This is a genomic window from Bradyrhizobium sp. MI1.10 (genome assembly GCF_055811035.1).
In genome coordinates, this window is sequence record NZ_JBVVPN010000020.1 from 14,934 (window position 1) to 36,674 (window position 21,741).

24 protein-coding genes are annotated in these 21,741 nt (G+C 65.2%); 7 read left to right on the plus strand and 17 right to left on the minus strand.

Going from position 1 to position 21,741, the window contains the following annotated elements; translation table 11 throughout:
• Positions 1–175: 175 nt before the first annotated feature.
• Positions 176–1,144 carry a cell division protein FtsX gene (locus tag AC0L3K_RS21355; RefSeq protein WP_354199938.1) on the minus strand — a complete coding sequence of 323 codons (969 nt, stop codon included), beginning with the start codon at positions 1,142–1,144 and terminating at the stop codon, positions 176–178.
• A complete protein-coding gene (ftsE, locus tag AC0L3K_RS21360; RefSeq protein WP_007597309.1) occupies positions 1,137–1,796 on the minus strand; it encodes a cell division ATP-binding protein FtsE in 660 nt (219 codons plus the stop codon). Before ftsE ends, AC0L3K_RS21355 begins: the two co-directional genes overlap by 8 nt.
• A 191-nt stretch (positions 1,797–1,987) precedes the next feature.
• On the opposite strand from ftsE, the gene AC0L3K_RS21365 reads away from it, so the two are divergent.
• The gene (locus AC0L3K_RS21365; protein WP_007597311.1) at positions 1,988–2,869 is read left to right on the plus strand and encodes an MJ0042-type zinc finger domain-containing protein; all 882 of its coding nucleotides are present in this window, start codon (positions 1,988–1,990) and stop codon (positions 2,867–2,869) included.
• Between the two features lie 27 nt (positions 2,870–2,896).
• Positions 2,897–3,271 carry a response regulator gene (locus tag AC0L3K_RS21370; RefSeq protein ID WP_007597312.1) on the plus strand — a complete coding sequence of 125 codons (375 nt, stop codon included), beginning with the start codon at positions 2,897–2,899 and terminating at the stop codon, positions 3,269–3,271.
• A 103-nt stretch (positions 3,272–3,374) separates the two neighbouring features.
• Here AC0L3K_RS21370 and AC0L3K_RS21375 read toward each other — a convergent pair whose 3' ends face one another.
• Together AC0L3K_RS21375 and AC0L3K_RS21380 are read right to left on the minus strand one after the other, a co-directional pair.
• A complete protein-coding gene (locus AC0L3K_RS21375) occupies positions 3,375–4,535 on the minus strand; it encodes a DUF4175 family protein (RefSeq protein ID WP_007597314.1) in 1,161 nt (386 codons plus the stop codon).
• Positions 4,523–6,469 (minus strand): TIGR02302 family protein, encoded by a 1,947-nt coding sequence (locus tag AC0L3K_RS21380; protein ID WP_219680475.1) that lies wholly within the window; start codon positions 6,467–6,469, stop codon positions 4,523–4,525. Before AC0L3K_RS21380 ends, AC0L3K_RS21375 begins: the two co-directional genes overlap by 13 nt.
• 177 nt (positions 6,470–6,646) lie before the next feature.
• Here AC0L3K_RS21380 and AC0L3K_RS21385 point away from each other — a divergent pair, with 177 nt between their 5' ends.
• Together AC0L3K_RS21385 and AC0L3K_RS21390 are read left to right on the plus strand one after the other, a co-directional pair.
• Entirely contained in the window at positions 6,647–7,030 is a 384-nt protein-coding gene (locus AC0L3K_RS21385; protein ID WP_007597318.1) for a carboxymuconolactone decarboxylase family protein, read from the plus strand.
• 222 nt (positions 7,031–7,252) lie between these two features.
• Positions 7,253–8,149, plus strand: coding sequence for an NAD(P)-dependent oxidoreductase (locus AC0L3K_RS21390; protein ID WP_354126835.1), 897 nt, complete (start codon positions 7,253–7,255; stop codon positions 8,147–8,149).
• Between the two features lie 401 nt (positions 8,150–8,550).
• Here the strand turns inward: AC0L3K_RS21390 and AC0L3K_RS21395 are convergent, their stop codons facing one another.
• Positions 8,551–8,877 (minus strand): DUF1330 domain-containing protein, encoded by a 327-nt coding sequence (locus AC0L3K_RS21395; protein ID WP_219680482.1) that lies wholly within the window; start codon positions 8,875–8,877, stop codon positions 8,551–8,553.
• Between the two features lie 134 nt (positions 8,878–9,011).
• A complete protein-coding gene (locus tag AC0L3K_RS21400; RefSeq protein ID WP_007597325.1) occupies positions 9,012–9,710 on the minus strand; it encodes a winged helix-turn-helix transcriptional regulator in 699 nt (232 codons plus the stop codon).
• A 182-nt stretch (positions 9,711–9,892) separates the two neighbouring features.
• Here AC0L3K_RS21400 and AC0L3K_RS21405 point away from each other — a divergent pair, with 182 nt between their 5' ends.
• A complete protein-coding gene (locus tag AC0L3K_RS21405; RefSeq protein ID WP_354126837.1) occupies positions 9,893–10,411 on the plus strand; it encodes an SRPBCC family protein in 519 nt (172 codons plus the stop codon).
• Between the two features lie 57 nt (positions 10,412–10,468).
• Here AC0L3K_RS21405 and lysA read toward each other — a convergent pair whose 3' ends face one another.
• The 3 genes from lysA to argH form a co-directional block, all read right to left on the minus strand.
• Positions 10,469–11,734, minus strand: a complete 1,266-nt coding sequence (gene lysA, locus AC0L3K_RS21410; protein WP_354126838.1) for a diaminopimelate decarboxylase — start codon at positions 11,732–11,734, stop codon at positions 10,469–10,471.
• Positions 11,735–11,757: 23 nt separating this feature from the next.
• On the minus strand, positions 11,758–12,048 hold the full coding sequence (lptM, locus tag AC0L3K_RS21415) for an LPS translocon maturation chaperone LptM (protein ID WP_007597331.1): 291 nt from the start codon (positions 12,046–12,048) through the stop codon (positions 11,758–11,760).
• A 94-nt stretch (positions 12,049–12,142) separates the two neighbouring features.
• A complete protein-coding gene (argH, locus tag AC0L3K_RS21420; protein WP_219680488.1) occupies positions 12,143–13,540 on the minus strand; it encodes an argininosuccinate lyase in 1,398 nt (465 codons plus the stop codon).
• Positions 13,541–13,646: 106 nt separating this feature from the next.
• Between argH and tlpA the strand changes: the two genes are divergently transcribed.
• Positions 13,647–14,336, plus strand: a complete 690-nt coding sequence (gene tlpA, locus AC0L3K_RS21425) for a thiol:disulfide interchange protein TlpA (protein WP_354126839.1) — start codon at positions 13,647–13,649, stop codon at positions 14,334–14,336.
• Between the two features lie 10 nt (positions 14,337–14,346).
• On the opposite strand, the gene AC0L3K_RS21430 is transcribed toward tlpA, so the two are convergent.
• The 6 genes from AC0L3K_RS21430 to AC0L3K_RS21455 all read right to left on the minus strand — a co-directional run bounded on the left by AC0L3K_RS21430 (position 14,347) and on the right by AC0L3K_RS21455 (position 18,347).
• Entirely contained in the window at positions 14,347–14,541 is a 195-nt protein-coding gene (locus tag AC0L3K_RS21430; RefSeq protein ID WP_007597338.1) for a putative motility protein, read from the minus strand.
• A gap of 145 nt (positions 14,542–14,686) precedes the next feature.
• A complete protein-coding gene (locus tag AC0L3K_RS21435) occupies positions 14,687–15,568 on the minus strand; it encodes a 3-hydroxybutyryl-CoA dehydrogenase (RefSeq protein WP_007597339.1) in 882 nt (293 codons plus the stop codon).
• Positions 15,569–15,760: 192 nt separating this feature from the next.
• Positions 15,761–16,705, minus strand: a complete 945-nt coding sequence (locus tag AC0L3K_RS21440) for an electron transfer flavoprotein subunit alpha/FixB family protein (RefSeq protein ID WP_007597340.1) — start codon at positions 16,703–16,705, stop codon at positions 15,761–15,763.
• The gene (locus AC0L3K_RS21445) at positions 16,705–17,454 is read right to left on the minus strand and encodes an electron transfer flavoprotein subunit beta/FixA family protein (protein WP_354169110.1); all 750 of its coding nucleotides are present in this window, start codon (positions 17,452–17,454) and stop codon (positions 16,705–16,707) included. Before AC0L3K_RS21445 ends, AC0L3K_RS21440 begins: the two co-directional genes overlap by 1 nt.
• Before the next feature lie 124 nt (positions 17,455–17,578).
• A complete protein-coding gene (locus AC0L3K_RS21450) occupies positions 17,579–18,151 on the minus strand; it encodes a cob(I)yrinic acid a,c-diamide adenosyltransferase (protein ID WP_354199939.1) in 573 nt (190 codons plus the stop codon).
• Position 18,152: 1 nt separating this feature from the next.
• Positions 18,153–18,347: a twin transmembrane helix small protein gene (locus AC0L3K_RS21455; protein ID WP_027514161.1), complete on the minus strand. Its 195-nt coding sequence runs from the start codon at positions 18,345–18,347 to the stop codon at positions 18,153–18,155.
• Positions 18,348–18,629: 282 nt separating this feature from the next.
• On the opposite strand from AC0L3K_RS21455, the gene AC0L3K_RS21460 reads away from it, so the two are divergent.
• A complete protein-coding gene (locus AC0L3K_RS21460; RefSeq protein ID WP_007597357.1) occupies positions 18,630–19,523 on the plus strand; it encodes a YihY/virulence factor BrkB family protein in 894 nt (297 codons plus the stop codon).
• Here AC0L3K_RS21460 and AC0L3K_RS21465 read toward each other — a convergent pair.
• Together AC0L3K_RS21465 and gluQRS are read right to left on the minus strand one after the other, a co-directional pair.
• Positions 19,450–20,745, minus strand: coding sequence for an ATP-binding protein (locus AC0L3K_RS21465; RefSeq protein ID WP_007597358.1), 1,296 nt, complete (start codon positions 20,743–20,745; stop codon positions 19,450–19,452). The two genes, AC0L3K_RS21460 and AC0L3K_RS21465, sit on opposite strands and share 74 nt — an antisense overlap.
• A gap of 104 nt (positions 20,746–20,849) precedes the next feature.
• Positions 20,850–21,722, minus strand: coding sequence for a tRNA glutamyl-Q(34) synthetase GluQRS (gene gluQRS / locus AC0L3K_RS21470; RefSeq protein ID WP_354199940.1), 873 nt, complete (start codon positions 21,720–21,722; stop codon positions 20,850–20,852).
• Between the last annotated feature and the right edge of the window lie 19 nt (positions 21,723–21,741).

Genomic DNA, 21,741 nt, shown 5'->3' on the forward strand with positions numbered 1-21,741 from the left:
CCCCCCCCCCCCCCCCCCCGGGGGGGGGGGGGGGGGGGCGCCCCGGGCCGCCCCCCCCCACGGGTGAGGGGTATGTCTCCGCAAACTCGCCTCGACGTTCGTGCACGTGGATAGAACCCCTCATCCGGCGCTTCGCGCCACCTTCTCCCACAAGGGGAGAAGGAAAAAAACCATTTCAATCGACATCATTCAGCGTCGCGAACAGCGTCTGGCGCGAGGCGACCGCGGTGATGGCGCCGATCAGCACGGCCTGCACCGCGAGCACGATGTAGCCGGACGGCCGCAGCGAGAAGGTGCCGAGCAGCGCGGCGAACTGGTCGCCGACGGGGGTGCCGGAAAACCAGCCTGCAATCGACTCGGAGAAGCCGAACACCAGCATGGCGGCGCCACCGCCGATCACGCCGCCCTCCAGCCCCAGCCTGAGGAAATGACGCAGGAAGCGGTTGGCGATGTAGCGGTCGCCGGCGCCGACGAAATGCAGCACCTCGACGATCGGACGGTTCGCCGCCATGGCGCCGCGGGTCGCGAACGACACCGAGATGATGGTGGCGACGATGACGAGCGCGAGGATGCCGAGGCCGGCGAGCACTGTGGCGTTGGTCATCGAGCGCATGCGCTCGATCCAGGCGCGGTGATCGTCGACGCTGGCGCTTGGCGCCACCTGGGTCACGCGGGCGCGCAAGGCGCCGAGATCAAGCGCCGTGCCGGGCTGCACGCGCGCGATGATCATGCGCGGCACCGGCAGATCGTCCATCGACAGCCCGGTGCCGAGCCAGGGTTCGAGCAGCTTGCCGCTCTCGTCCTTCGTGAACGGCTTGACCTCGACGATGCCGGCTTGCGCGCGCATCGCCTCGGCCACCGCCGCGGTGTCGCGTTCGAGATCGCGGCCCGTCTGCGGGCGGACCTGAATGGTGATCTCGCTCGCGACATCCGACTGCCATTCGGCGGCGGAGGCGCTCACCAGCAGCACCGTGCCGGTCGTCATCGAGGCCAGGAAGGTCATGATGGCGACGACTGCGACCAGCGCGCGGCCGTGGATCGAGGCGCGCGGCACGATCGGCGACATGTTGCGCGCCCTGGCCGGAAGCGGCGGACCCTCCTGTCCGAGATCGACCAGCACGCCGCGCTCGTCGGGCCTACTCATAGACGTGCAGCCGTCCCTGGTGCAGCACGAAGCGTCGCGCCTCGTACTGGTCCATCAGGGCGATATCGTGGGTGGCGATGATGACGGCGGTACCTGACTTGTTGAGCTCGATGAACAGCCGCAGCAGGCGGCGGCCGAGCGTCGGATCGACGCTGCCGGTCGGCTCGTCGGCCAGCAGCAGCTGCGGTCGCGAGATCACCGCGCGCGCGATCGCCGCGCGCTGCTTCTCGCCGCCGGACAGGATCGGCGGCAGCGCGTCCATGCGTTCGCCGAGCCCGACCCATTTCAGGAGGTCGATGACCTCCTTGCGGTAGCTCGATTCGCTGCGGCCCATGACGCGGAACGGCAGCGCGACGTTCTCATAGGTCGTCATGTGGTCGAGCAGGCGGAAATCCTGGAGCACGATACCGATGCGCTTGCGCAAGTTTGCGATTTCGTCCTTGCCGAGCTGCGAGATGTCGTGACCGAACAGATTGACGAGGCCCCGCGTCGGTCGATGCGAGAGGAACAACAGGCGCAGCAATGAGGTCTTGCCGGCGCCGGACGGGCCAGTGAGAAACTGGAAAGAATGCGCCGGGATCTGGAAGTTGAGGTCGCGCAGGACCTCGGACCCCAGGCCGTAACGCAATCCGACATTTTCGAACCGAACCAAGCTCAGCTCCGTTCGAGAGAGGCCGCGGGCCGCACGGCTGTGCTCCGCTCCGCGCGATCAACGGGTTTTGCGGCCGTTATGGTTTCCGGTTCGTTAACGGTCGTCCTGTAGCATAATTGGTAGCATCTTTCCCTCTCGGTTCTCCGCGACCGTGTCACCGTCAAGACTTGTCCATGCATCAAGGCTCGTCCATGCATATCGTCTGCCCTCATTGTACGACATCCTACGCCATCAAGCCCGCGAGCCTTGGGGCGAACGGCCGGACCGTGCGCTGTTCCCGTTGCAAGGAAACCTGGGTCGCCCATGCCGAGGATGCCATCGAGGAGGCATCTGTCCCGGCCATGGCCGCAGCCAGCCGGGCCGACGACCAGTCCGATCTCGCCGAGCAGTGGAACTCATTTGCCCAGGACGACGGCGCAGCTGACGCGCCTGTCGTTGACAGCCCCTCGATCGCCAGCGACTGGCCGGACCAGGAGACCAGCGACACCGAAGACGAATGGTCGGCGGCTGCCCGGTCCGTCGAGGAGGAAGTCGTCGGCGAACAGCACCAGTCCTGGTTCCAAGGCCTGTTCGGCCGTCGCCGCGGCGCCCGAGTGCGCCGTCAAGTCGCCACCGCGGCCCCGCGAAAATCCCATTTCGGCCTGCCAACCGCCTGCGCCGCCATGGGCGCGCTAGTGCTGGCGCTGGTGATCTGGCGCGGCGATATGGTGCGACTGCTGCCGCAGACGGCCGCCTTCTACAGGATGGTCGGCCTCGAAGTTAACCTGCGCGCACTGGCCTTCAAGGACGTCAAGCTCTCCAGCGAGACCGTGGACGGTAAGCAGGTGCTGGTGATCGAGGGCGTGATCGTGGGCCAGGGCAAGAAGCCGCTCGACATTCCCCGGTTGCGCTTCGCGGTGCGCGACGCGCAAGGCGCGGAAATCTACGCCTGGAACACCGTTCTGGAACAGACCGTGCTACAGCCCGGCGAGCGCGCCTTCTTCCGCTCGCGCCTGGCCTCGCCGCCCCCGGAGGGCCGCAATATCGACGTTCGCTTCTTCAACCGGCGCGACATCGCCGGCGGCAGCGTATAATCGATTTCGCAGGTCAAGGTTCGTCTCATGTCCAAAATCCTGATCGCCGACGACGAGGATTCGATGCGCCAGCTGGTGGCACGCGCCATCGCCATGGACGGGCACGAGATCGTCACCGCACAAGACGGCGCCGAGGCGCTGGAGATCCTGACCCGCGCGGGCGGCCAGTTCGACCTGCTGCTCACCGACATCCAGATGCCGGTGATGGATGGCATCGCGCTGGCGCTTTCCGTCGCACGCGATTTCCCCGATTTGACCATTCTGCTGATGACCGGCTTTGCCGACCAGCGCGAGCGCGCCTCGAATCTCAATGCGCTGGTGCATGACGTCGTGACCAAGCCGTTCTCGGTCGCCGACATCCGCACGGCGGTGGCGGATGCGCTGGCGGCGAAGAAGGGGTAGCAGGCGGGGTCGTAGCTTGTAGCCCGCATGAGCGCAGCGACGTGCGGGACCGGCGGCCCCGGATATCGCTTCGCTCATCCGGGCTACGAAAGCTGCGACAACCTCAAAAATCCTTCAGCAGCCGCTCGATGTAGTCGAGTTCGATCTGCGGGCGCGAGCTATCCCCCAAGCGGCGGCGGAGCTCCTCGAGGATGCGCCGGACGCGCTGGGCGTCGATCTCGCCGGGGATCTTGACCGTGTAGTCGTCGCTCAGATCGCGGCCGTGAAGGGGGCGGCCGAGCGGATCGGTCTGATTGCCGCCGCTCTGCTGGCGGCCGGGCCGGTTGCCGGGACCATCGCCCTGCCCGTCGCCATCGCCCTGCTGCATCGCCTCGGCCATCTTCTGCGCGCCCTTGCGCAAGGCCTCGAGCGCTTTCCCCTGCGCGTCCACGGCACCATCCGAATTGCCTTCGCCGAGCTGCGAGCCGGCATCGCCCATGGCCCCGTCGGCGGCGTCCAGACTGCCGTCGTCATCGCCCTGGTCGCCGTCCTGATCGCCATCCTGGCCCGGCTGTCCCTGCTCGCCCTGCTGACCCTTTTGCCCCTTCTGGCCCTGGCTCTTCTGGCCCTTTTGCCCCTTCTGCGTGAGGCCGCGCTTGGCGAGTTCGTCCTGCAGCTTCTTCAGGCGATCCCGCAGCGACTGCTGATCCTGCTGGAGGTCCGACATCGACTGGTCGCCCTGCTGCTTGCCGCGCGAGCGCTCACGCCGGGAATCCTGGCCCTGCTTGAAAGTCTTGTCGCGCAATTGCTGCTGCTTGCGGATCATGTCGCTGAGCTCGTTGAGCGCCTGCTCCATGTCGCTGTCGCCGGATTGCCCGGGCTGCGCCATCTGGAGATTTTCCATGATCTGCGCGAGCTGCTCGAGCATGCGCTGAGCCGCTTCTTTGTTGCCTTCGCGCGCCGCCTTCTCGATTTGCTTCAGCAATTCGTCGAGGTCGCGCTGCGTGATGACGGAACGATCGCGATTGGAGGATTGGCTCTTTTCCGTCGCGCGCTTGTAGTCCTCGAGCTTCTGAATCGCATCGGATTGATTGTTGAGGCTCTTGCCGGATTCCTTCTGCCTGAGGCTGTCGCCGGAATCCTGCATCGCCTTTTCAGCGCCATCGAGCAGGGCATCGACATCCTGATCCTGCTGGGCAGCCACGGGCGAGACGCCTCCCAACAGGAAGGCGAGGCAGGCGATCGAGATCGCCTTCAAGACTGGCACGCGTGCTAGCTTCCGCATTTACGGTCTCGCGTCGACTGGTTGGCACCGTCGTTGCCCGGCTTCGCCCGGTTGTTCGCCGACTTGCGATAGGCCTGAAGCTGCTCGCGCAACGCGTCCTGCTGCTTCGCCAGCTCTTCGAGCTGCTCGGGCGTGGCGTTCTGGGTCTTTTGTTTCAGCTCGACAGACTTGTCGAGGATGAGCTGAACCTCTGCCGGGAAAGGCTGCCGCGGTCCAAGCGGATTCTGCTCGGCGCGCCGGGCGAGATCGCGCACCTTGCCGGCCATCGCCTCGCGAAGCTTTTGCGTCAGCGCCTTGATCTCGTCCTCGCTGGCGCCGCGTTCCAGCGCCCGCTTGAGCGCGTCCTGGGCCGAGCGCAGCGCGGCGTTGACGCTGCCGGCGACACCGTCGTCCTCGATGGTGACCGCGAACGCCCACATGCTTCCCACCACATCGCGCAGCGCGTCGTCGGTGCGGGCGGCTTCCAGCTGCAGCGCCAGGCTGCGCAGGCCGAGATAGCAGCCCGCATCCGGCGTGAACAATTCGGGCGCGATCATCAGCGCGTCGAGCGCGGCGTAGACATCCGAATTCTTGTTGGCGTCGAGCGCGAGGATGCGGCGCTGTTCGACCAGCGCGCGCGCGAGCGAGTTGGTGAACAGTCGCTCGGGCAGGCGCATGTTGAAGGGCTCGCTCCGGGCCTCGTTGCCGGCCTCGTCCTTGGCGGTGAGGGTCAGCGTGACATCGGCGCCGGCATAGGGATCCTCGCTGAGATCCTTCACCGTCTGGCCGACGCCGTTGCGGGTGCGCGCATTCGGCAGCACGAGCGGGAATTGCGGAGGCTGGAATAGCGGCCGCGCGGCAGCCTTGGTGTCGGCCTCCTTGCTGCCATCCTTGACACCATCTTTGGCGTCGGCGGGACGCAGGCCGATTTGTGCGTCGGCGCCGGTGACGCCGTAATCGTCCTCGACCTTGTAGGTGAGCTGGAGTCCGCCACGGGCCTGGCGCTCGGGATCCTTGGCCAGCGCGATCGTCGGCGCACGATCCGGCGTTGCCGCAAACGCCCATTGCGGCTGGCCAGAGGGCGCACGGACATGCGCGGTGCCGTCGCCGCTGATGGTAAAATGCTTCTCGTTGGTGCCCTTGGGCGCAGCTTCGGTAGGCGCGACCTCCTTGAGGCCGCCGGAGACGGCAACATCCAGGCTGCCGCCGGAGGAGCGAACGATCAGGGTCGAACCAGCGGGAACGGCAAGCGGGCCGCTGGCCGGCAGCGCCGCGGCCTCCTTGTTCGCGGCCGACAGGATGACCGGAGGCTTGCCGGTGTAGAGCGGCGGCGTGACCCAGGCATCGACGCGAACATTCGCCGGGGCCAGCATGCCGTTCAAGTGGAAGGCGGCTCCGAGCCGCATCGCACGCTCGTCGCCGGCGGCGAAGAACGTCGCAACCAGCATCACCATGACCAGCGCGCGCAGCGCCCAGGGATCATGCAGAGCGAGCCGGGGCCTCGGCAGACCGGCGCGGATGCGCTTGATCGAAGCCAACGTGCGCTCACGCTGCGCCCGCCACAATGCCTGCGCAACCGGGTCCTGCGAACTCAGCGTGTCCGTCAGCGTGGTGGCCGGCCGATGACGGATGCCGGAGCCGCGATCGAGCCGGGCCAGCGCCTCCTCGCGGCTCGGCCAGCGAAAGCGACTCAACGGGAACAGGACGGCAATCGCGATGCCGGCGAAAACCACGAGCCCGATAGCGCGGGCAATGAAGGGCAGCGCCAGCCAGAGGCCGGCCCAGGACACCACAAGGAACAGGCCGACGACAGTGAGAAGCCGCGCCAAATTCGGCCAGGCACGCTCCCACGCGATGGCATAAGTGGCCCGCTGCAGGGCTTGCGCCAGCTTCAGCCGCGACAGAGCGTCGCCATCGCGGATCGGGTCTGACGGGTCGGGGGTGACGCCGTTCAATCAACTCTCCAGGTTGCCCGGTAGAGAAGCGTACCACAACGGCAGCACTGAGGCATCCGTTCCTGTACGGGAGACACCCCTTTTCCCGCATAACACGAGGACGTGACTGACCCGCCGCAACCCCGTAATTTCCGCGCCGCCAGCCAAGAAAAACGCAAGAGAAGCAAAGGAAACGCCATGGACAAGAAGATGCATGACAAGGGCCTGGAAGTCCGCAAAGCGGTGCTGGGCGAGGCCTATGTCAACAACGCCCTGAAGACCGTCGACGATTTCAACCGTCCGTTCCAGGAGATGCTCAACGAATATTGCTGGGGCACCGTGTGGGGCCGCGAGGAGCTGCCGCGCAAGACCCGCAGCATGCTCAACATCGCGATGATCGCGATCCTCAATCGTCAGCACGAATTCCGCGCGCATCTGAAGGGCGCCCTCACCAACGGCGTCAGCCGCGACGAGATCCGCGAGATCCTGATGCAGGTCGCAATCTATGGTGGCATGCCGGCCGCGGTCGACAGTTTTCGAATCGCGCGCGAGGTGTTCGCGGAGATCGACGGCAAGGCGTGAGCGGTGCCGGCGTGAGGGACGGGGACGCGACGTCCCTCTCCCACGTCGTCCTGGCGAAAGCCAGGACCCATAGCCCCCGGCAGGTGTGGTTACGGGGACTCGGAGTTGCCACTTCGCGCCACAACCTCTCCCTGGGGTAATGGGTCCTGGCTTTCGCCAGGACGACACCGAGGATGGATGCGCGCGATCAACAACAACGAACATTCAACACAAGGAAACACCATGGACATCGGATTCATCGGCCTCGGAAACATGGGTTTCCCGATGGCGCGGCGGCTGATCGAGGCCGGCAACCGGCTCGTCGTGTTCGACACGCGCCGGGAGGCCGTCGACAAGCTGGTGGCGCGCGGCGCCATCGCGGCGATGTCGCCGAAGGAGGTCGCCGACCAGGTCGAGACGGTCATGGCGAGCCTGCCTTCGCTGCAGGCGTCGCTCGCGGTTGCGACGGGACCGGACGGCGTGATCGAGGGAAGCCGCGTCAAACGCTTCATCGATCTCTCCACCGTCGGCTCGGCGATGGCAGTGAAGATTCACGGCCTGCTCGCCAAGCATGACATCGTGCAGATCGACTGCCCCGTCTCCGGCGGCGTCGGCGGCGCCGAGAAGGGCACGCTCGCGGTGATGGTCTCGGGGCCGAAGACCGAGTTCGAGCTGCTCAAGCCCGCGCTCGACATCATCGGAAAGGTGTTCTTCATCGGCGAGAAGCCCGGCGCGGCGCAGACCATGAAGCTCGCCAACAACTTCTTGTCGGCCACCGCGATCGTGGCGACCTCGGAAGCGGTGGTGATGGGCGTCAAGGCAGGGCTCGATCCTGCCGTGATGATCGACGTCATCAATGCCGGCTCCGGCATGAACACCGCAAGCCGCGACAAGTTTCCGCGCGCGGTGCTGCCGCGCAGCTTCGACTTCGGCTTCGCCACGGGACTGATGGTGAAGGACGTGCGGCTGGCGCTGGAGGAGATGAAGCAGCTCGGCCTGTCGATGGAGGTCGCAGATGCGGTCGGGCGGTTGTGGGAGACGGTCCTCAGCGCGGAAGGCGCCGAGTCCGATTTCACCGCGGCGATCAAGCCGATCGAGAAGAAGGCGGGCGTCGTGGTTGGCGGCAGGCCACCCAGCTAGCGCCAACACGAGAACGCAGCGCCGACGACCGGCGCTGCGCTGTCCTCCTTGGATCGATCTGCTACGTGCGGCGTCTGCCAAGGTCCGGAAGGTCGATCGGCTGCTCCAGTTGCAGGGAGGCCGAGCCCCCGCTGCATTTGATGTACTTCTCGTCGCACCTGCGCATGCACCGTCTCTCGCTCGAGCATTTCGCAGAGGTGTTGTTGCAGCTGACCCATGTGATGTCGCACCGCGTGACCCGGGCCGACGCGACGCCGGAAAGTCCGAGCAGGAAGGCCACGCTGCAAGCTACGAAAAGCATGCGAAGCAGGCCAGCGCCGGCGAGTGAACCGTTCATTCCAATCTCCTGTGTTGGCCGGGCACGTCTGCGCCTGCGGCCGAGTGTTTGACGAAGACGCAGTTCAAGCCTTGGCGAGATAGGGGATCGTGCCGGCCAAGTCCGTATCGTCGATCAACTGGAAGCGGCTCTCGCTGCCGCCCCTGCGCGCTGCCGCGAAGCGGCCGTAGGCGGGATCAGCGACGAAGGACTCCGCTGCCTTCGCGGTTGGAAACGACATGATCGCGATCAGCGATGTGTCGAGAGGGGCACCTTCAAGGGTTTTCACATTGCCGCTGCGGGAAAGATACTTGCCGCCATGCTTGTGCACCAACTCGTGGACGGACGCTGCGTAGTCCGGCACCCACTTTCCGTCAGTCACTTTGATGTCCGCGATCAGATACGCTGTCATGTCGTGTCTCCTGGCTCGAGTTCAGCTCCGCGTTGATACAGGCGGGCATCATTTGGGTGCCAGAACACGGCGCGGGCTCGCCAGTACGGGAACTGTAGCGGGGCGATACAAATACTGAATTGCGCCGCCCTGGATCAGCTCGCCAGCTTGCGTTCCTTGGCGAACGGGCTGAGGCCCAGCCAGCTTTGCATGGCCGCGGCAAGCTGCCGGTCGCCGGTGAGCAGCATCCGCCGGCTTGCGACGGCCGCGCGCACGGTATCGAGTCCCATCCAGATCGCCGTCATGGTGCGCAGATCAACCGACACGTAAAGGTCGACGTCGAAACCGGGATCAATCGAGCAGAGGTCGACGCCGTCGTCGGGATCGACGATCAGCCACCACAATCGCTGCGTCGAAGGCATTTCCGGATAGGCGAACTGCAGCACGCTGCGGCGGGTCGGCATCGGGGTCGTGTTCAGATTCCGCCGCATGTCCCACATCAACAGCTGGACATCGAGATGCTGAAGCGACAGATGCGACTCGATGCGGCGCTGGCCCCAGATGCCGAACGCCTCGACGATGGGGCCGAGTTCGCGTCCGGCGGCGGTCAGCTGATACTCGATCACGCCGCGCTCGGAAGTCGACGGCTGGCGGATCACGATGCCTGCAGCTTCGAGTTCCTTCAGGCGCTGGGAAAGCAGCGCAGGCGACATGCGGGGAACGCCGCGGCGCAACTCGTTGAACCGGGTCGAGCCGGCGACGAGTTCACGTAGCAGTACGACGGTCCAGCGCGTGCATAATATCTCGGCCGCCATCGCGACCGGACAGAACTGCCTGTAGCTGCCGATGGTCATGCGGGCCTCCGTGACAAGCGAAGGCGCAAGCTTAGGGCCGCGGCGCGCGGCTTCCTAGTTCAGTTTCTGTATCAGCAGCGATTCATTCTCTGAACTGGCCGCGGACCGTGGTGAGCGTCTATTCGACCGGCATTGGCAAGCCGGCCGCCGCAATCACGGCCCGCCGGACACAGGAGATTACCATGAAGAAATACGATTCAGCGGCTTCCAGATTGCTCGTTTCGGTTCGCAGCGCCGCGATTTGCACCCTCGGCCTGGGCGTCGGCGTCATGCCGGCATCCGCAGCCAATCTGACGAGGAGCATCGAGGTCAGCAGTGCTGCGGCCGAGGTGTGGTCCGTCATCGGGCCGTTCTGCGCGATCAAGGATTGGCTGCCGCCGGTGGGGCAGTGCATTGCGGACGGCAAGTCGCCGCCAACCCGGACGCTCGTCACCAGGGACGGCAAGGCTTCGTTCGTGGAGACGCAGACTGCGCGGAACGACAAGGACTTCAGCTATTCCTACGCGTTCCTGTCGAGTCCATTGCCGGTGAGCCAGTACAAGTCGACCATCAAGGTCACAGCAAAGGGTGAAGGCGCGTCGGTGGTGACATGGACCGGCATCTACACGCCCGACCCGGGGCGGGAGAAGGAAGCGGTCGATGCCCTCGGCGGCGTCTATGATTCCGGCCTCGCCGCGATCAGGGACCGGTTCAAGAAGTAGGGGTCAATGCAGCGATGGGCGCAGCGCTAGCTGCGCTCATCGTGGACAATCACAGCCTCACAGCCACGGCGCCGGCGTATCCATCGCGATCAATTGCTCGACCTCGATGCGCGGACGCACGACGGCGTACTGGTCGCCCTTCACCAGCACCTCGGGCACCAGCGGCCTCGTATTGTAGGTGCCGGCCTGCACCGCGCCATAGGCGCCGGCGGTCATGATGGCGATCAGGTCGCCGGGCTTTGGCGTCGGCAGCGTGCGGTCGAGCGCGAGGTAGTCGCCGGTCTCGCAGACCGGGCCGACGACGTCGGCCATGATGGTCGCGGCCCCCTTCGCAGGCTGCGTCACCGGCAGAATGTCGTGATGGGCCTCGTACAGCGTCGGACGGATCAGATCGTTCATGGCGGCGTCGATGATGACGAAATTCTTGCCGTCACCGTGCTTCACATAGATCACCTTGGCGACCAGAATGCCGGCATTGCCGACGATCATGCGCCCCGGCTCGAACATCAGCGTGCAGCCGAGATTGTGGCTGACGCGCTTGACCATGGCGGCATAGGCGTCGGGCGCCGGCGGCGCCTCGCGGTCCATGTAATAGGGAATGCCGAGGCCGCCGCCGAAATCCACATGCGAGATGTTGTGGCCGTCGGCGCGCAGCGTCTGCACGAATTCGGAGAGGATGCGGAACGCGATCTCCATCTTGGAGAGGTCAGTGATCTGGCTGCCGATATGCACGTCGGTGCCTGTGACCTCGATGCCCGGCAGCTTCGCGGCGCGGGCATAGACCTCGCGGGCATGCGTAATCGGGATGCCGAACTTGTTCTCGGACTTGCCGGTCGAGATCTTTGCATGCGTGCCGGCATCGACGTCAGGATTGACACGGATCGAGATCCGCGCGGTCTTGCCCGTCTCGGTCGCAAGGCGCGACAGCAGCTCGAGCTCGGGCTCGGATTCGACGTTGAGGCAGAGGATGTCGGCGGCCAGCGCGGCGCGCAGCTCGGCTTCCGTCTTGCCGACGCCGGAGAACAGGATCTTATTGGCGGGAATGCCGGCGGCCAGCGCGCGCTTCAATTCGCCGCCGGAGACCACGTCCGCGCCGGCGCCGAGCCTGGCCAGCGTGCGCAGTACCGACTGGTTGGAATTCGCCTTCATGGCGTAGCAGACCAGCACCTTCTCGCCGGCGAAAGCGTCGGTGAAAACCCGATAGTGCCGCTCGAGCGTCGCGGTCGAATAGCAATAGAACGGCGTGCCGACGGTTGCGGCCAGCTCGGACAGATTCACCGCCTCGGCGTGCAGCACGCCGTTGCGATAGTCAAAATGGTTCATGGCGTTGGCTCAGTTGCCCCAGCCTATCGGCTGGGTCTTTCGTCCAGCAGCGGGTCGAGGATGAACGGTCTCTTTTTGCCCTTGGTCGCCGCCGGTGCGGCGTCCGCGCCATAGGTGGGATTGAACACGCTCGGCGTCCTCTCGGCTTCGGTCTCGGTGTCGGTCGGTGGCGCGATGTTCGCCGTGGACGCGCTGGAGGCGGTCGGCGGCAGATCCAGCGGGCCCTTGCGGCCACAGCCGGCAAGCGCGAGCGCCGTCAGGCTCAAGACAATGATGGCCCACCCCGAGCCGGCCGGGCGAAACTTTGACGTCACGACGAAATCCCCACTACGCGCGGCGCACCATACAGAGATTGGCGCGCTCTGGCGAGACCCGGATGATCATGAAACATAAGCGAAATTTTGCCCCTCAGCCCAATTTTCGCTCTTTTTCCAGCCGCCTCAGCCAGGCCTTGGCCTGCGATGCCACGTTCTTCGGTGCGGTGCCGCCGAAGCTGGTCCGGCTCTTCACCGACGATTCGACCGAGAGCACGCCGAGCACGTCTTTCGTGATCTTCGCTTCGATTGCCTGCATCTCCTTGAGCGGGAGCTCGTGCAGCGCCACGCCGCCCTCGGCGGCTTTCGCGACGATGCGGCCGGTGACGTGGTGGGCCTCGCGGAACGGCATCTTCAGCGTCCGCACCAGCCAGTCGGCAAGATCGGTCGCGGTGGCGTAGCCCTCGCCTGCAGCAAGCTTCATCTTCGCTTCATCAGGCACGAGATCCCGGACCATGCCGGTCATGGCGCGGATGGCGAGCGACAGCGCGGCGAAGCCTTCCATGGCGCCCTGCTTGTCCTCCTGCATGTCCTTTTGATAGGCGAGCGGCAGGCCTTTCATCACGATCAGCAACCCATTGAGCGCGCCGATCACGCGGCCGGTCTTGGCGCGCACCAGCTCGGCGGCGTCAGGATTGCGCTTCTGCGGCATGATCGAGGATCCCGTGGTGAACTTGTCGCTGAGGCGGATCATGCCGACCAGCGGCGAGGTCCAGATCACGATCTCCTCGGCGAAGCGCGACATGTGCACGGCGCAGATCGAGGCCGCCGACAGCGTCTCCAGCACGAAGTCGCGATCGGAAACCGCATCGAGCGAGTTGGCCATCGGACGATCAAAACCGAGCGCCTTCGCCGTGGCGTGACGATCGATCGGGAACGAGGTACCGGCGAGCGCCGCAGCTCCGAGCGGGGATTCGTTCAGCCGCTTGCGCGCGTCCTGGAAACGGCCGCGATCGCGCGCGGCCATCTCGACATAGGCGAGCAGATGGTGGCCGAAGGTCACCGGCTGCGCGGTCTGCAGGTGCGTGAAGCCGGGCATGACCGTTCCGGCATGCTCCAGCGCGCGCTCGACCAGCGCCTGCTGGAACGCGGCGAGTGAGGCGTCGGTCTCATCGAGGACATCGCGGACATAGAGACGGAAATCGGTCGCGACCTGGTCGTTGCGCGAGCGCGCGGTGTGGAGGCGGCCGGCGGCGGGGCCGATCAGCTCGGACAGCCGGCTCTCGACATTCATGTGAATGTCCTCGAGCGCGCGCTTGAATTCGAAGCCGCCCTTGCCGATCTCTGACAAAATCGTGTCTAGACCCTTGCCGATATTTTTCGCATCAGAGGCTGTGATGATGCCCTGCGCGGCCAGCATCGCGGCGTGGGCCTTGGACGCGGCAATGTCCTGGGCAAAGAGGTGACGATCGACGTCGATGGAGACGTTGATCTCTTCCATGATCTCGTCGGGGCGTTCCGAGAACCGGCCGCCCCACATCTTGTTGCTCATGATCCCCTGCTCACGCCTTGCCTGTCGCCGCCGCACGTTTGCTGACGGCTGCCAGCCGTATTAAGAGGCCTCTGATAGCCATATCTGCGACCGGATGACAAACGATATGCTCGACCCCAACGACAGGCTCGACCAACGGACAGCACGGTCGGCCACGCGCCGTATCCCCGCCGTCATCGCCACCGTGGTGGTCGGAGGCCTGGCTGGCTTTGCCGCGCTGTACGGGCTGGGCCTGGGCCGGGCCCCATCCGGCGATCCCGCCTGCCGGACGGCGGTGAACACCGCACAGAAGATCGCCCCGCTCGCCCATGGCGAGGTAGCGGCGCTGACCATGGCGACCGCACCGCTGAAGCTGCCGGACCTGGCCTTCGAGGACGCCGACGGCAAGCCGAAGAAGCTGTCAGATTTCCGCGGCAAGACGCTGCTGGTGAACCTCTGGGCCACCTGGTGCGTGCCATGTCGAAAAGAGATGCCGGCGCTGGACGAGCTCCAGGGCAAGCTGTCAGGCCCGAATTTCGAGGTGGTGGCGATCAATATCGATACCCGCGACCCCGAGAAGCCTAAGACGTTTCTGAAAGAGGCCAATCTTATCAGGCTCGGCTATTTCAACGATCAGAAAGCCAAGGTTTTTCAGGATCTTAAGGCGATAGGCCGGGCCTTGGGCATGCCCACCTCGGTGCTGGTCGATCCTCAAGGCTGCGAGATCGCGACGATCGCGGGGCCGGCGGAATGGGCGAGCGAGGATGCGCTCAAGCTGATCCGGGCTGCGACGGGCAAAGCCGCCGCGTCGTTCTAAGCGATGATGTTTAGGCGGTGACGTTGATGTTGCCGCCGACGCCGGCGCCGACATTGGCGAGCGAGGGCTGTCCGGCGCCGAGCAGCGTCAGGACGGTGGATTTCTCCGCATCCGCGTTCTGCTTCATCAGCGTCGCCGAGATATTCGACTGCAGCGCGCCTTGCTGAGAGGCCAGCATGCTGCTGACCATCGCCATCATGTCCATTACGCAAACCCTCGTACCGCGCGTAACCTAGAGGCGAGCGGTTAACGGGACATGAATTGTCACGAAGCGCTGTAGGGGGCTTTGTCCGTGTTCCGGACGCGGGCGGCACGAAGTGACGCACCGCAGAGCCGGGGCACGAGACCGCTTATCTCGTCGGAACCGGCTTGGCGCCGCGATAGTCATAGAAACCGCGTTGGGTCTTGCGACCGAGCCAGCCCGCCTCGACGTATTTCACCAGCAACGGGCACGGGCGGTACTTGGAGTCGGCGAGGCCCTCATGCAGCACCTGCATGATCGACAGGCAGGTATCGAGACCGATGAAATCGGCGAGCTCCAGCGGGCCCATCGGATGGTGCGCCCCGAGCTTCATCGCCGCGTCGATCGCCTCCACGTTGCCCACGCCTTCGTACAGCGTGTAAATCGCCTCGTTGATCATCGGCAGCAGGATGCGGTTGACGATGAAGGCCGGGAAATCCTCGGAGACCGCGACCTGTTTGCCGAGCTTGCCGACGAATTCCTTTGACGCCTCGAAGGTCTGGTCGTCCGTGGCGATACCGCGGATCAGCTCCACCAGTTCCATCAACGGCACCGGATTCATGAAGTGAATGCCGATGAAGCGTTCGGGCCGGTCGGTGGCGGCGGCGAGCCGGGTGATCGAGATCGAGGAGGTATCGGAGGCAACGATCGCCTCCGGCTTCAACACGGCGCAGAGATCGTGGAAAATCTTGCGCTTGACCTCTTCCTTCTCGACCGCGGTCTCGATCACGAGATCGCAGTCTGCGAGATCGTCCAGCTTTTCGCCGGCCACGATACGCGCCATCGCCTTGGCTTTGTCGTCCTCGCTAACGGCTTTCTTGGAGACCTGGCGCGTCAGGTTACCGTTGATCGTGGCCATGCCTGACTTGAGGCGGTCGGTCGAAATGTCGTTGAGCACCACGTCGAAGCCGGCCAGCGCAGCGACATGCGCGATGCCATTGCCCATCTGCCCCGCGCCGATCACGCCGACCTTCTTGATTACTGCCGCCATAATGTCATCCACCGGAACGGCGCGCTATCAACCGCGCCTGCCTATCCCCCGAGCCGGGAGATCCGATTTAATCAGAACCCGGCCTCGAAACCTAGATTGGATCGCTTCGAAGGCGTGTCCCACGCCAAAGAAAACGCCTCAAAAAGCAACACCGGCCGGAGTTTATAGCTCCGGCCGGTGTTTTAGCGCGTTTTACTTGCCGAGCTTGCCGAGTTCGGCGGTCAGCTCCGGAACCGCCTGGTAGAGGTCGGCGACCAGGCCGTAATCGGCAACCTGGAAGATCGGCGCGTCCTCGTCCTTGTTGATCGCGACGATCACCTTGGAGTCCTTCATGCCGGCCAGATGCTGGATCGCGCCGGAAATGCCGACCGCGACATAGAGCTCGGGGGCCACGACCTTGCCGGTCTGGCCGACCTGCCAGTCGTTCGGCGCATAGCCCGCATCCACCGCGGCACGCGAAGCGCCGACACCGGCGCCGAGCTTGTCGGCGAGCGGCTCGATGTACTTTGCGAAGTTCTCGCGGCTCTGCATGGCGCGGCCACCGGAGACGATGATCTTGGCCGAGGTCAGCTCGGGACGGTCGCTCTTTGCGACTTCCTCGCCGACAAAGGACGACAGGCCCGGATCGGCCGCCGCCGCGACGCTCTCGACCGACGCGCTGCCGCCTTCGCCCGCTGCAGCGAAGGTGGAGGTGCGCACCGTGATGACCTTCTTGGCGTCCTTGGACTTCACCGTCTGGATGGCGTTGCCGGCGTAGATCGGACGCTCATAGGTGTCGGGGGCGACCACCTTGGTGATTTCCGAGACCTGCATGACGTCAAGCAGGGCCGCGACGCGCGGCATCACGTTCTTGAAGCGCGAGGTCGCGGGCGCGACGATGGCGTCGTAGCCGGGAGCCAGCGAGACGATCAGCGCGGCCAGTGGCTCGGCCAGATCGTGCGCGTAAAGCGCGCCGTCGGCGAGCAGCACCTTCTTCACACCGGCAAGCTTTGCGGCCGCGTCCGCCGCGGCCTTCGCATTCTCGCCGGCCACCAGAACCTCGACATCCGCGCCGAGCGCGGCCGCTGCGGTCAGGGCCTTGTTGGTCGCATCCTTGAGCGACGCATTGTCGTGTTCGGCAATCAGAAGCGTCGTCATCAGAGCACCCCGGCTTCGTTCTTGAGTTTCGACACCAGCTCGGCGACGTCCTTGACCTTGACGCCCGCCTTGCGGCCCGCCGGCTCGGTCGTGTTGAGAACCTCGAGGCGCGCGGTGAGATCGACGCCGTAATCGGCGGCGGTCTTGTCCGCAATCGGCTTCTTTTTGGCCTTCATGATGTTCGGCAACGAGGCGTAGCGCGGCTCGTTGAGACGGAGATCGGTGGTCACGATGGCCGGTCCCTTCAGCTTCACGGTCTGCAAGCCGCCGTCGACTTCGCGGGTGACCTTGAAGTCGCTGCCTTCAACCTCGAGCTTCGAGGCGAAGGTCGCCTGCGACCAGCCGAGCAGCGCGGCCAGCATCTGGCCGGTCTGATTGCTGTCGTCGTCGATCGCCTGCTTGCCGAGAATGATCAGGCCCGGCTGCTCTTCGTCCGCAATCTTCTTCAGGATCTTGGCGACAGCGAGCGGCTCGACCGCGCCCTCGGCCTTCACCAGGATGCCGCGATCGGCGCCCATGGCGAGACCGGTGCGGATCGTCTCCGACGCCTGCGCCGGTCCGATGGAGATCACCACGACTTCGGTCGCCTTGCCGGCTTCCTTCAGGCGCAGCGCTTCTTCGACCGCAATTTCGTCGAACGGGTTCATCGACATTTTGACGTTGGCGAGTTCAACACCCGATCCATCGCTCTTGACGCGGACCTTGACGTTGTAATCGACCACCCGCTTTACCGGCACCAAGACCTTCATCGATCCTCTTTCACTCAATCTGGGAGGGGGTTATCAACTGGCGCGGAACCTAAAGGCCTGATCCGGCCCGGTCAACGCGCGAAGGGGTCTAATTTTGGCGCCCAGAAATGCGCGGCCCAATGGGTCAGCGGTTCTGGCCCGGAACCCAGAGCACGTCACCGGCGCCGTCATCGTTGGCGGCGCGGCTCGCCACGAACAGGAAGTCCGACAGGCGGTTCATATATTGGATGCCAGCGGCACCAACGGGCTCGTCCGGCCGGGCCGCCAGTTCCACCATCACACGTTCCGCCCTGCGGCAAATCGTACGGGCGACATGGAGGTAGGCGGCGGCTGGCGTGCCGCCCGGCAGCACGAAGGAGGTCAGGGGAGCCAGCTTGTCGTTGAGCGCGTCGATGTCGCGCTCGAGCCGCTCGACCTGGCTCGCCACGACCCGCAACCGCTCCGCCTTGCCCTCACGTTCGGGCACCGCGAGGTCCGCGCCGAGGTCGAACAGGTCGTTCTGAATCCGCCCGAGCATTGCGTCGAGTTCGGGCGCATCCTTTGTGTACAGACGGACGACGCCGATCGCGGCATTGGTCTCATCGACCGTGCCATAGGCCTCGATGCGCAGATCATATTTCGGCCGGCGCTCACCCGAGCCGAGCGCTGTCGTGCCGTCGTCACCGGTTTTCGTATAGATGCGGTTGAGCACGACCATGTTAACGCCCCATCGCCCACACGGCGACCATCGCGATGACGATCGCCACGAACTGAAGCAGCACGCGCCAGCGCATCAGCTTCTGCGAGGTGTTGGGCGAGCCGCCGCGCATCATGTTGATGAGACCGAGCAGCAGCACCAACGCCACGGCGCCGACTGCGATCGGCAGGATGAAAGTACTCAGGAGAGATGCCATTGAAGGGTAAATAACACCCTCCGCGCCGGTCCGCCATGGCGTTCCCGATCTGGCTTTTAAGCCAATAATATCAGAAGCTAGCTGGATGATTTCCGATTTGCGCGCGTCGTCTGTCTTCTTCGCCTCTCCCCGCTTGTGGGGAGAGGCCGCAATGCGCGCGCAGCGCGGCTTACGGGTGAGGGAGAATCTCCACGAGCTCAACGGTCACCGTCCCCGCGGAGAGCCCCCCTCACCCCAACCCTCTCCCGGCAGGCGGGGAGAGGGAGCAGGACAGAGCCAGCCGTGAAAGCCGTCCGCACCATCTACGTCGTCGTGATGGACGCGTTCTACACGTTCCTCGCCGATGACGGCTGGGCGATCGCGAGCCATATCGCGCTGTCGACACTGATGGCGCTGTTCCCGTTCCTGATCGTGCTGACCTCGCTCGCCGGCTTCTTCGGCTCCAAGGAACTCGCCGATCAGGCTGCCAGCCTGATGCTCCAGGTCTGGCCCAAGCAGGTCGCGGATTCGATCTCGGGGGAAGTCCACGACGTGCTGACCACGACCCGCACCGGCCTATTCACCATCGGTGCGGTGCTGTCGGTCTACTTCGCCTCCAACGGCGTCGAGGCGCTACGGGTCGCGCTCAACCGCGCCTATGCGGTGGTGGAGATGCGGCCCTGGTACTGGCTACGGCTGGAATCGATCGCCTACACGCTGATTGCGGCCTTCACCGCGCTCGCCATGGCATTCCTGATCGTGCTCGGGCCGCTGCTCATCGAGGCCGCGCGTGCGCACATTCCGCTGTTCGTTGAATCCAACGAGAGGATCCTCACCTGGCTGCGCTACGGCATCACCGTCGCCGCGTTGGTGGTGGCGCTGATCATCCTGCATACCTGGCTGCCGGCGGGACGGCGCCGGTTCCTCCAGATCCTGCCCGGCATCGTCTTCACCATCGTGGCGTCGCTGATCTCGGGCATCGTGTTCGGCCAGTACCTCGCGCGCTTCGCCAACAATTACGTGACGATGTATGCGGGGCTCGCCTCGGTGATTATCGCGCTGGTGTTCCTGTACTTCATCGCCGCGATCTTCGTTTTCGGCGGCGAGCTCAACGCCGCGATCATCAAGTCGCGGCTTCCTCACGGCGTGTCGCTGCAAGCAGCGCAGTCGCTAGCGCCCGCGGAGACACAGGCTTGACCAGAAATGCGTCGGCGCCGGCCTCGCGTGAGGCGACTTCGTCTTCGCCGCGACCTGACACCCCGATGATGGGGATCTGAGCCAGCGGCGTCGCCATGGTGCGGATCCGCCTGATCGCCTCGACGCCATTAATGCCCGGCAGCACCATATCCATCAGCACCGCGTCGAAGGCGCCCTGCGCGAGCCGGTTCACCGCGTCCTCGCCGCGCCCAATGAACTCGGCATGATGACCGAGCTCGGTCAGGATGGTGTTGAGCACAACGCGCCCGAACGGATTGTCCTCGACGCTGAGCAAGCGCAGCGCCGGGACCGCATCCATCTCGGCTTCGCCCTTCGACTTGCGGGACTTGCCCGATCCCGTGGCACACACCGACACCGTCAACGTGAAGGTGGCGCCGCCGCCGGGCCGAGGGGCGACCGTGATGTCGCCGCCCATCGCGCGCGCCAGTTGCTTCACCGACGACAGACCCAGGCCGGCGCCGCCAAAGCGCGAGGCAATGGTGACATTGGCTTGGGTAAACGGCCGGAACAAGCGCTTGATCTCGGCCATGGTGAGGCCGATGCCGCTGTCGGACACGGCGAAGGCGACACCGACGCTGCCTTTGCCCTTTGCTTTGCCTTTGCTCTTGGTCTTGCTCTTGACGGAACGCCAAGGCGCGACCGTGAGCGCCACGCCGCCGTGCTCGGTGAATTTCACGGCATTGTCGATCAGGTTCTCGAGCGCGGCGCGCAGGCGGACGGGATCCCCGACCACCAGCCCCGGCAGCTTCTCCGAGATATCGACCTCGGCCTGGAGACCCTTGGCCGCGGCGCGACCGGCCAGCGAATCGCCGGCGTTGCGGGCGAGGGTCCGCAGGTCGAACAAATCCTGCCGCAGCGAGCTTCCACCTCCGACGCTTTTGCCGGTCCCCTTGCCGGTTCTGGCGGCATCGACGAACAGGGTGGCAAGGTTCGCCAGATGCTCGGCACCGGCCTTGATCGTGTCGGCCCAGCGTCTTTCCCGTTCGCCGAGATCCGAAGTCGCGAGCAAGTCGCTGATCGCGAGAATGCCGGTCAGGGGGGTGCGGACCTCATGGGCGAAGGCGGCAAGCGCGGCCTGGACGACGTCCGGCTCGGCCCGCTTGATGCTGCGCTTGCGCAACCGGGCGGTCGGCCCGGAGCGCTTCCGAGCCACTCGCTTGGACGTCCCCGTAGTGCGCGCTCCGCGCGTTTTCGCCGCCATAACTCCCCTTCGAAGTATCCCCCTTCGAACCCGGGCCGTGAGGTGAGCATGGCACGGCGGAACACCCGGAGTCACGGCGGCGTTTGGCTAACCCCCAGAGAAACTTAACCTAATCCCACCAGCTGGCGGATACCGGCCGGCATGGCGCCGGCAGCGCGCAATTCACGTAGGCCGGTCGAGCTGGTTGATTTCGACAGCTTCCGGCCGGCCTCGTCACGAAGTAGCCCATGGTGACGGTAGACGGGTTCGGGCAGGCGGAGCAGAACCTGAAGCAGACGGTGGACCGAAGTGGCGTGGAACAGGTCCTGGCCCCGCACGATCTCGCTGACGTCCTGGAGCGCATCGTCGACAACGACGGACAGATGGTAGCTGGTCGGCGTCTCCTTGCGGGCCAGAATGACGTCCCCCCAGGCTTCTGGCCGCGCCGGGACGACGCCACGCTCACCATCGGGCCCCACGCCCAGTTCGTTCCAGCTCAGGCCGGCGGCGCGGCGGCAGGCGGCCGCCATGTCGAGCCGAAGCGCATAAGGCGCGCCGGTGTCGATGAGGCGGTCACGCTCGTTGGCGAACAGCGATCTGGCGGCGCCGGGATAGAGCGGCGCGCCATCGGGATCGCGCGGCCACGGCCCATCCGCTTCACGCGCCGCAACCTGCCTTGCGATCTCGGCGCGGCTTTCGAAGGCGGGATAGACCAGGCCGAGCGCCGAGAGCCTGTCCAGTGCCGCGCGATACGCGTCGAAATGCTCCGACTGCCGCCGCACCGGCGTCTCCCAGGCAATGCCGAGCCAAGCGAGGTCTTCGTAGATCGCGGTCTCATATTCCGGCCGGCAACGCGTCGCGTCGATGTCCTCGATCCGCAGCAATAGCCGCCCACCGGTCTCGCGCGCGCGGTCGGAATTCAACAGAGCGGAATAAGCGTGGCCGAGATGCAGGTAGCCGTTCGGACTGGGAGCAAATCGGAAAACGGGTGGCGACATGCTTCGGAACTCATCATGG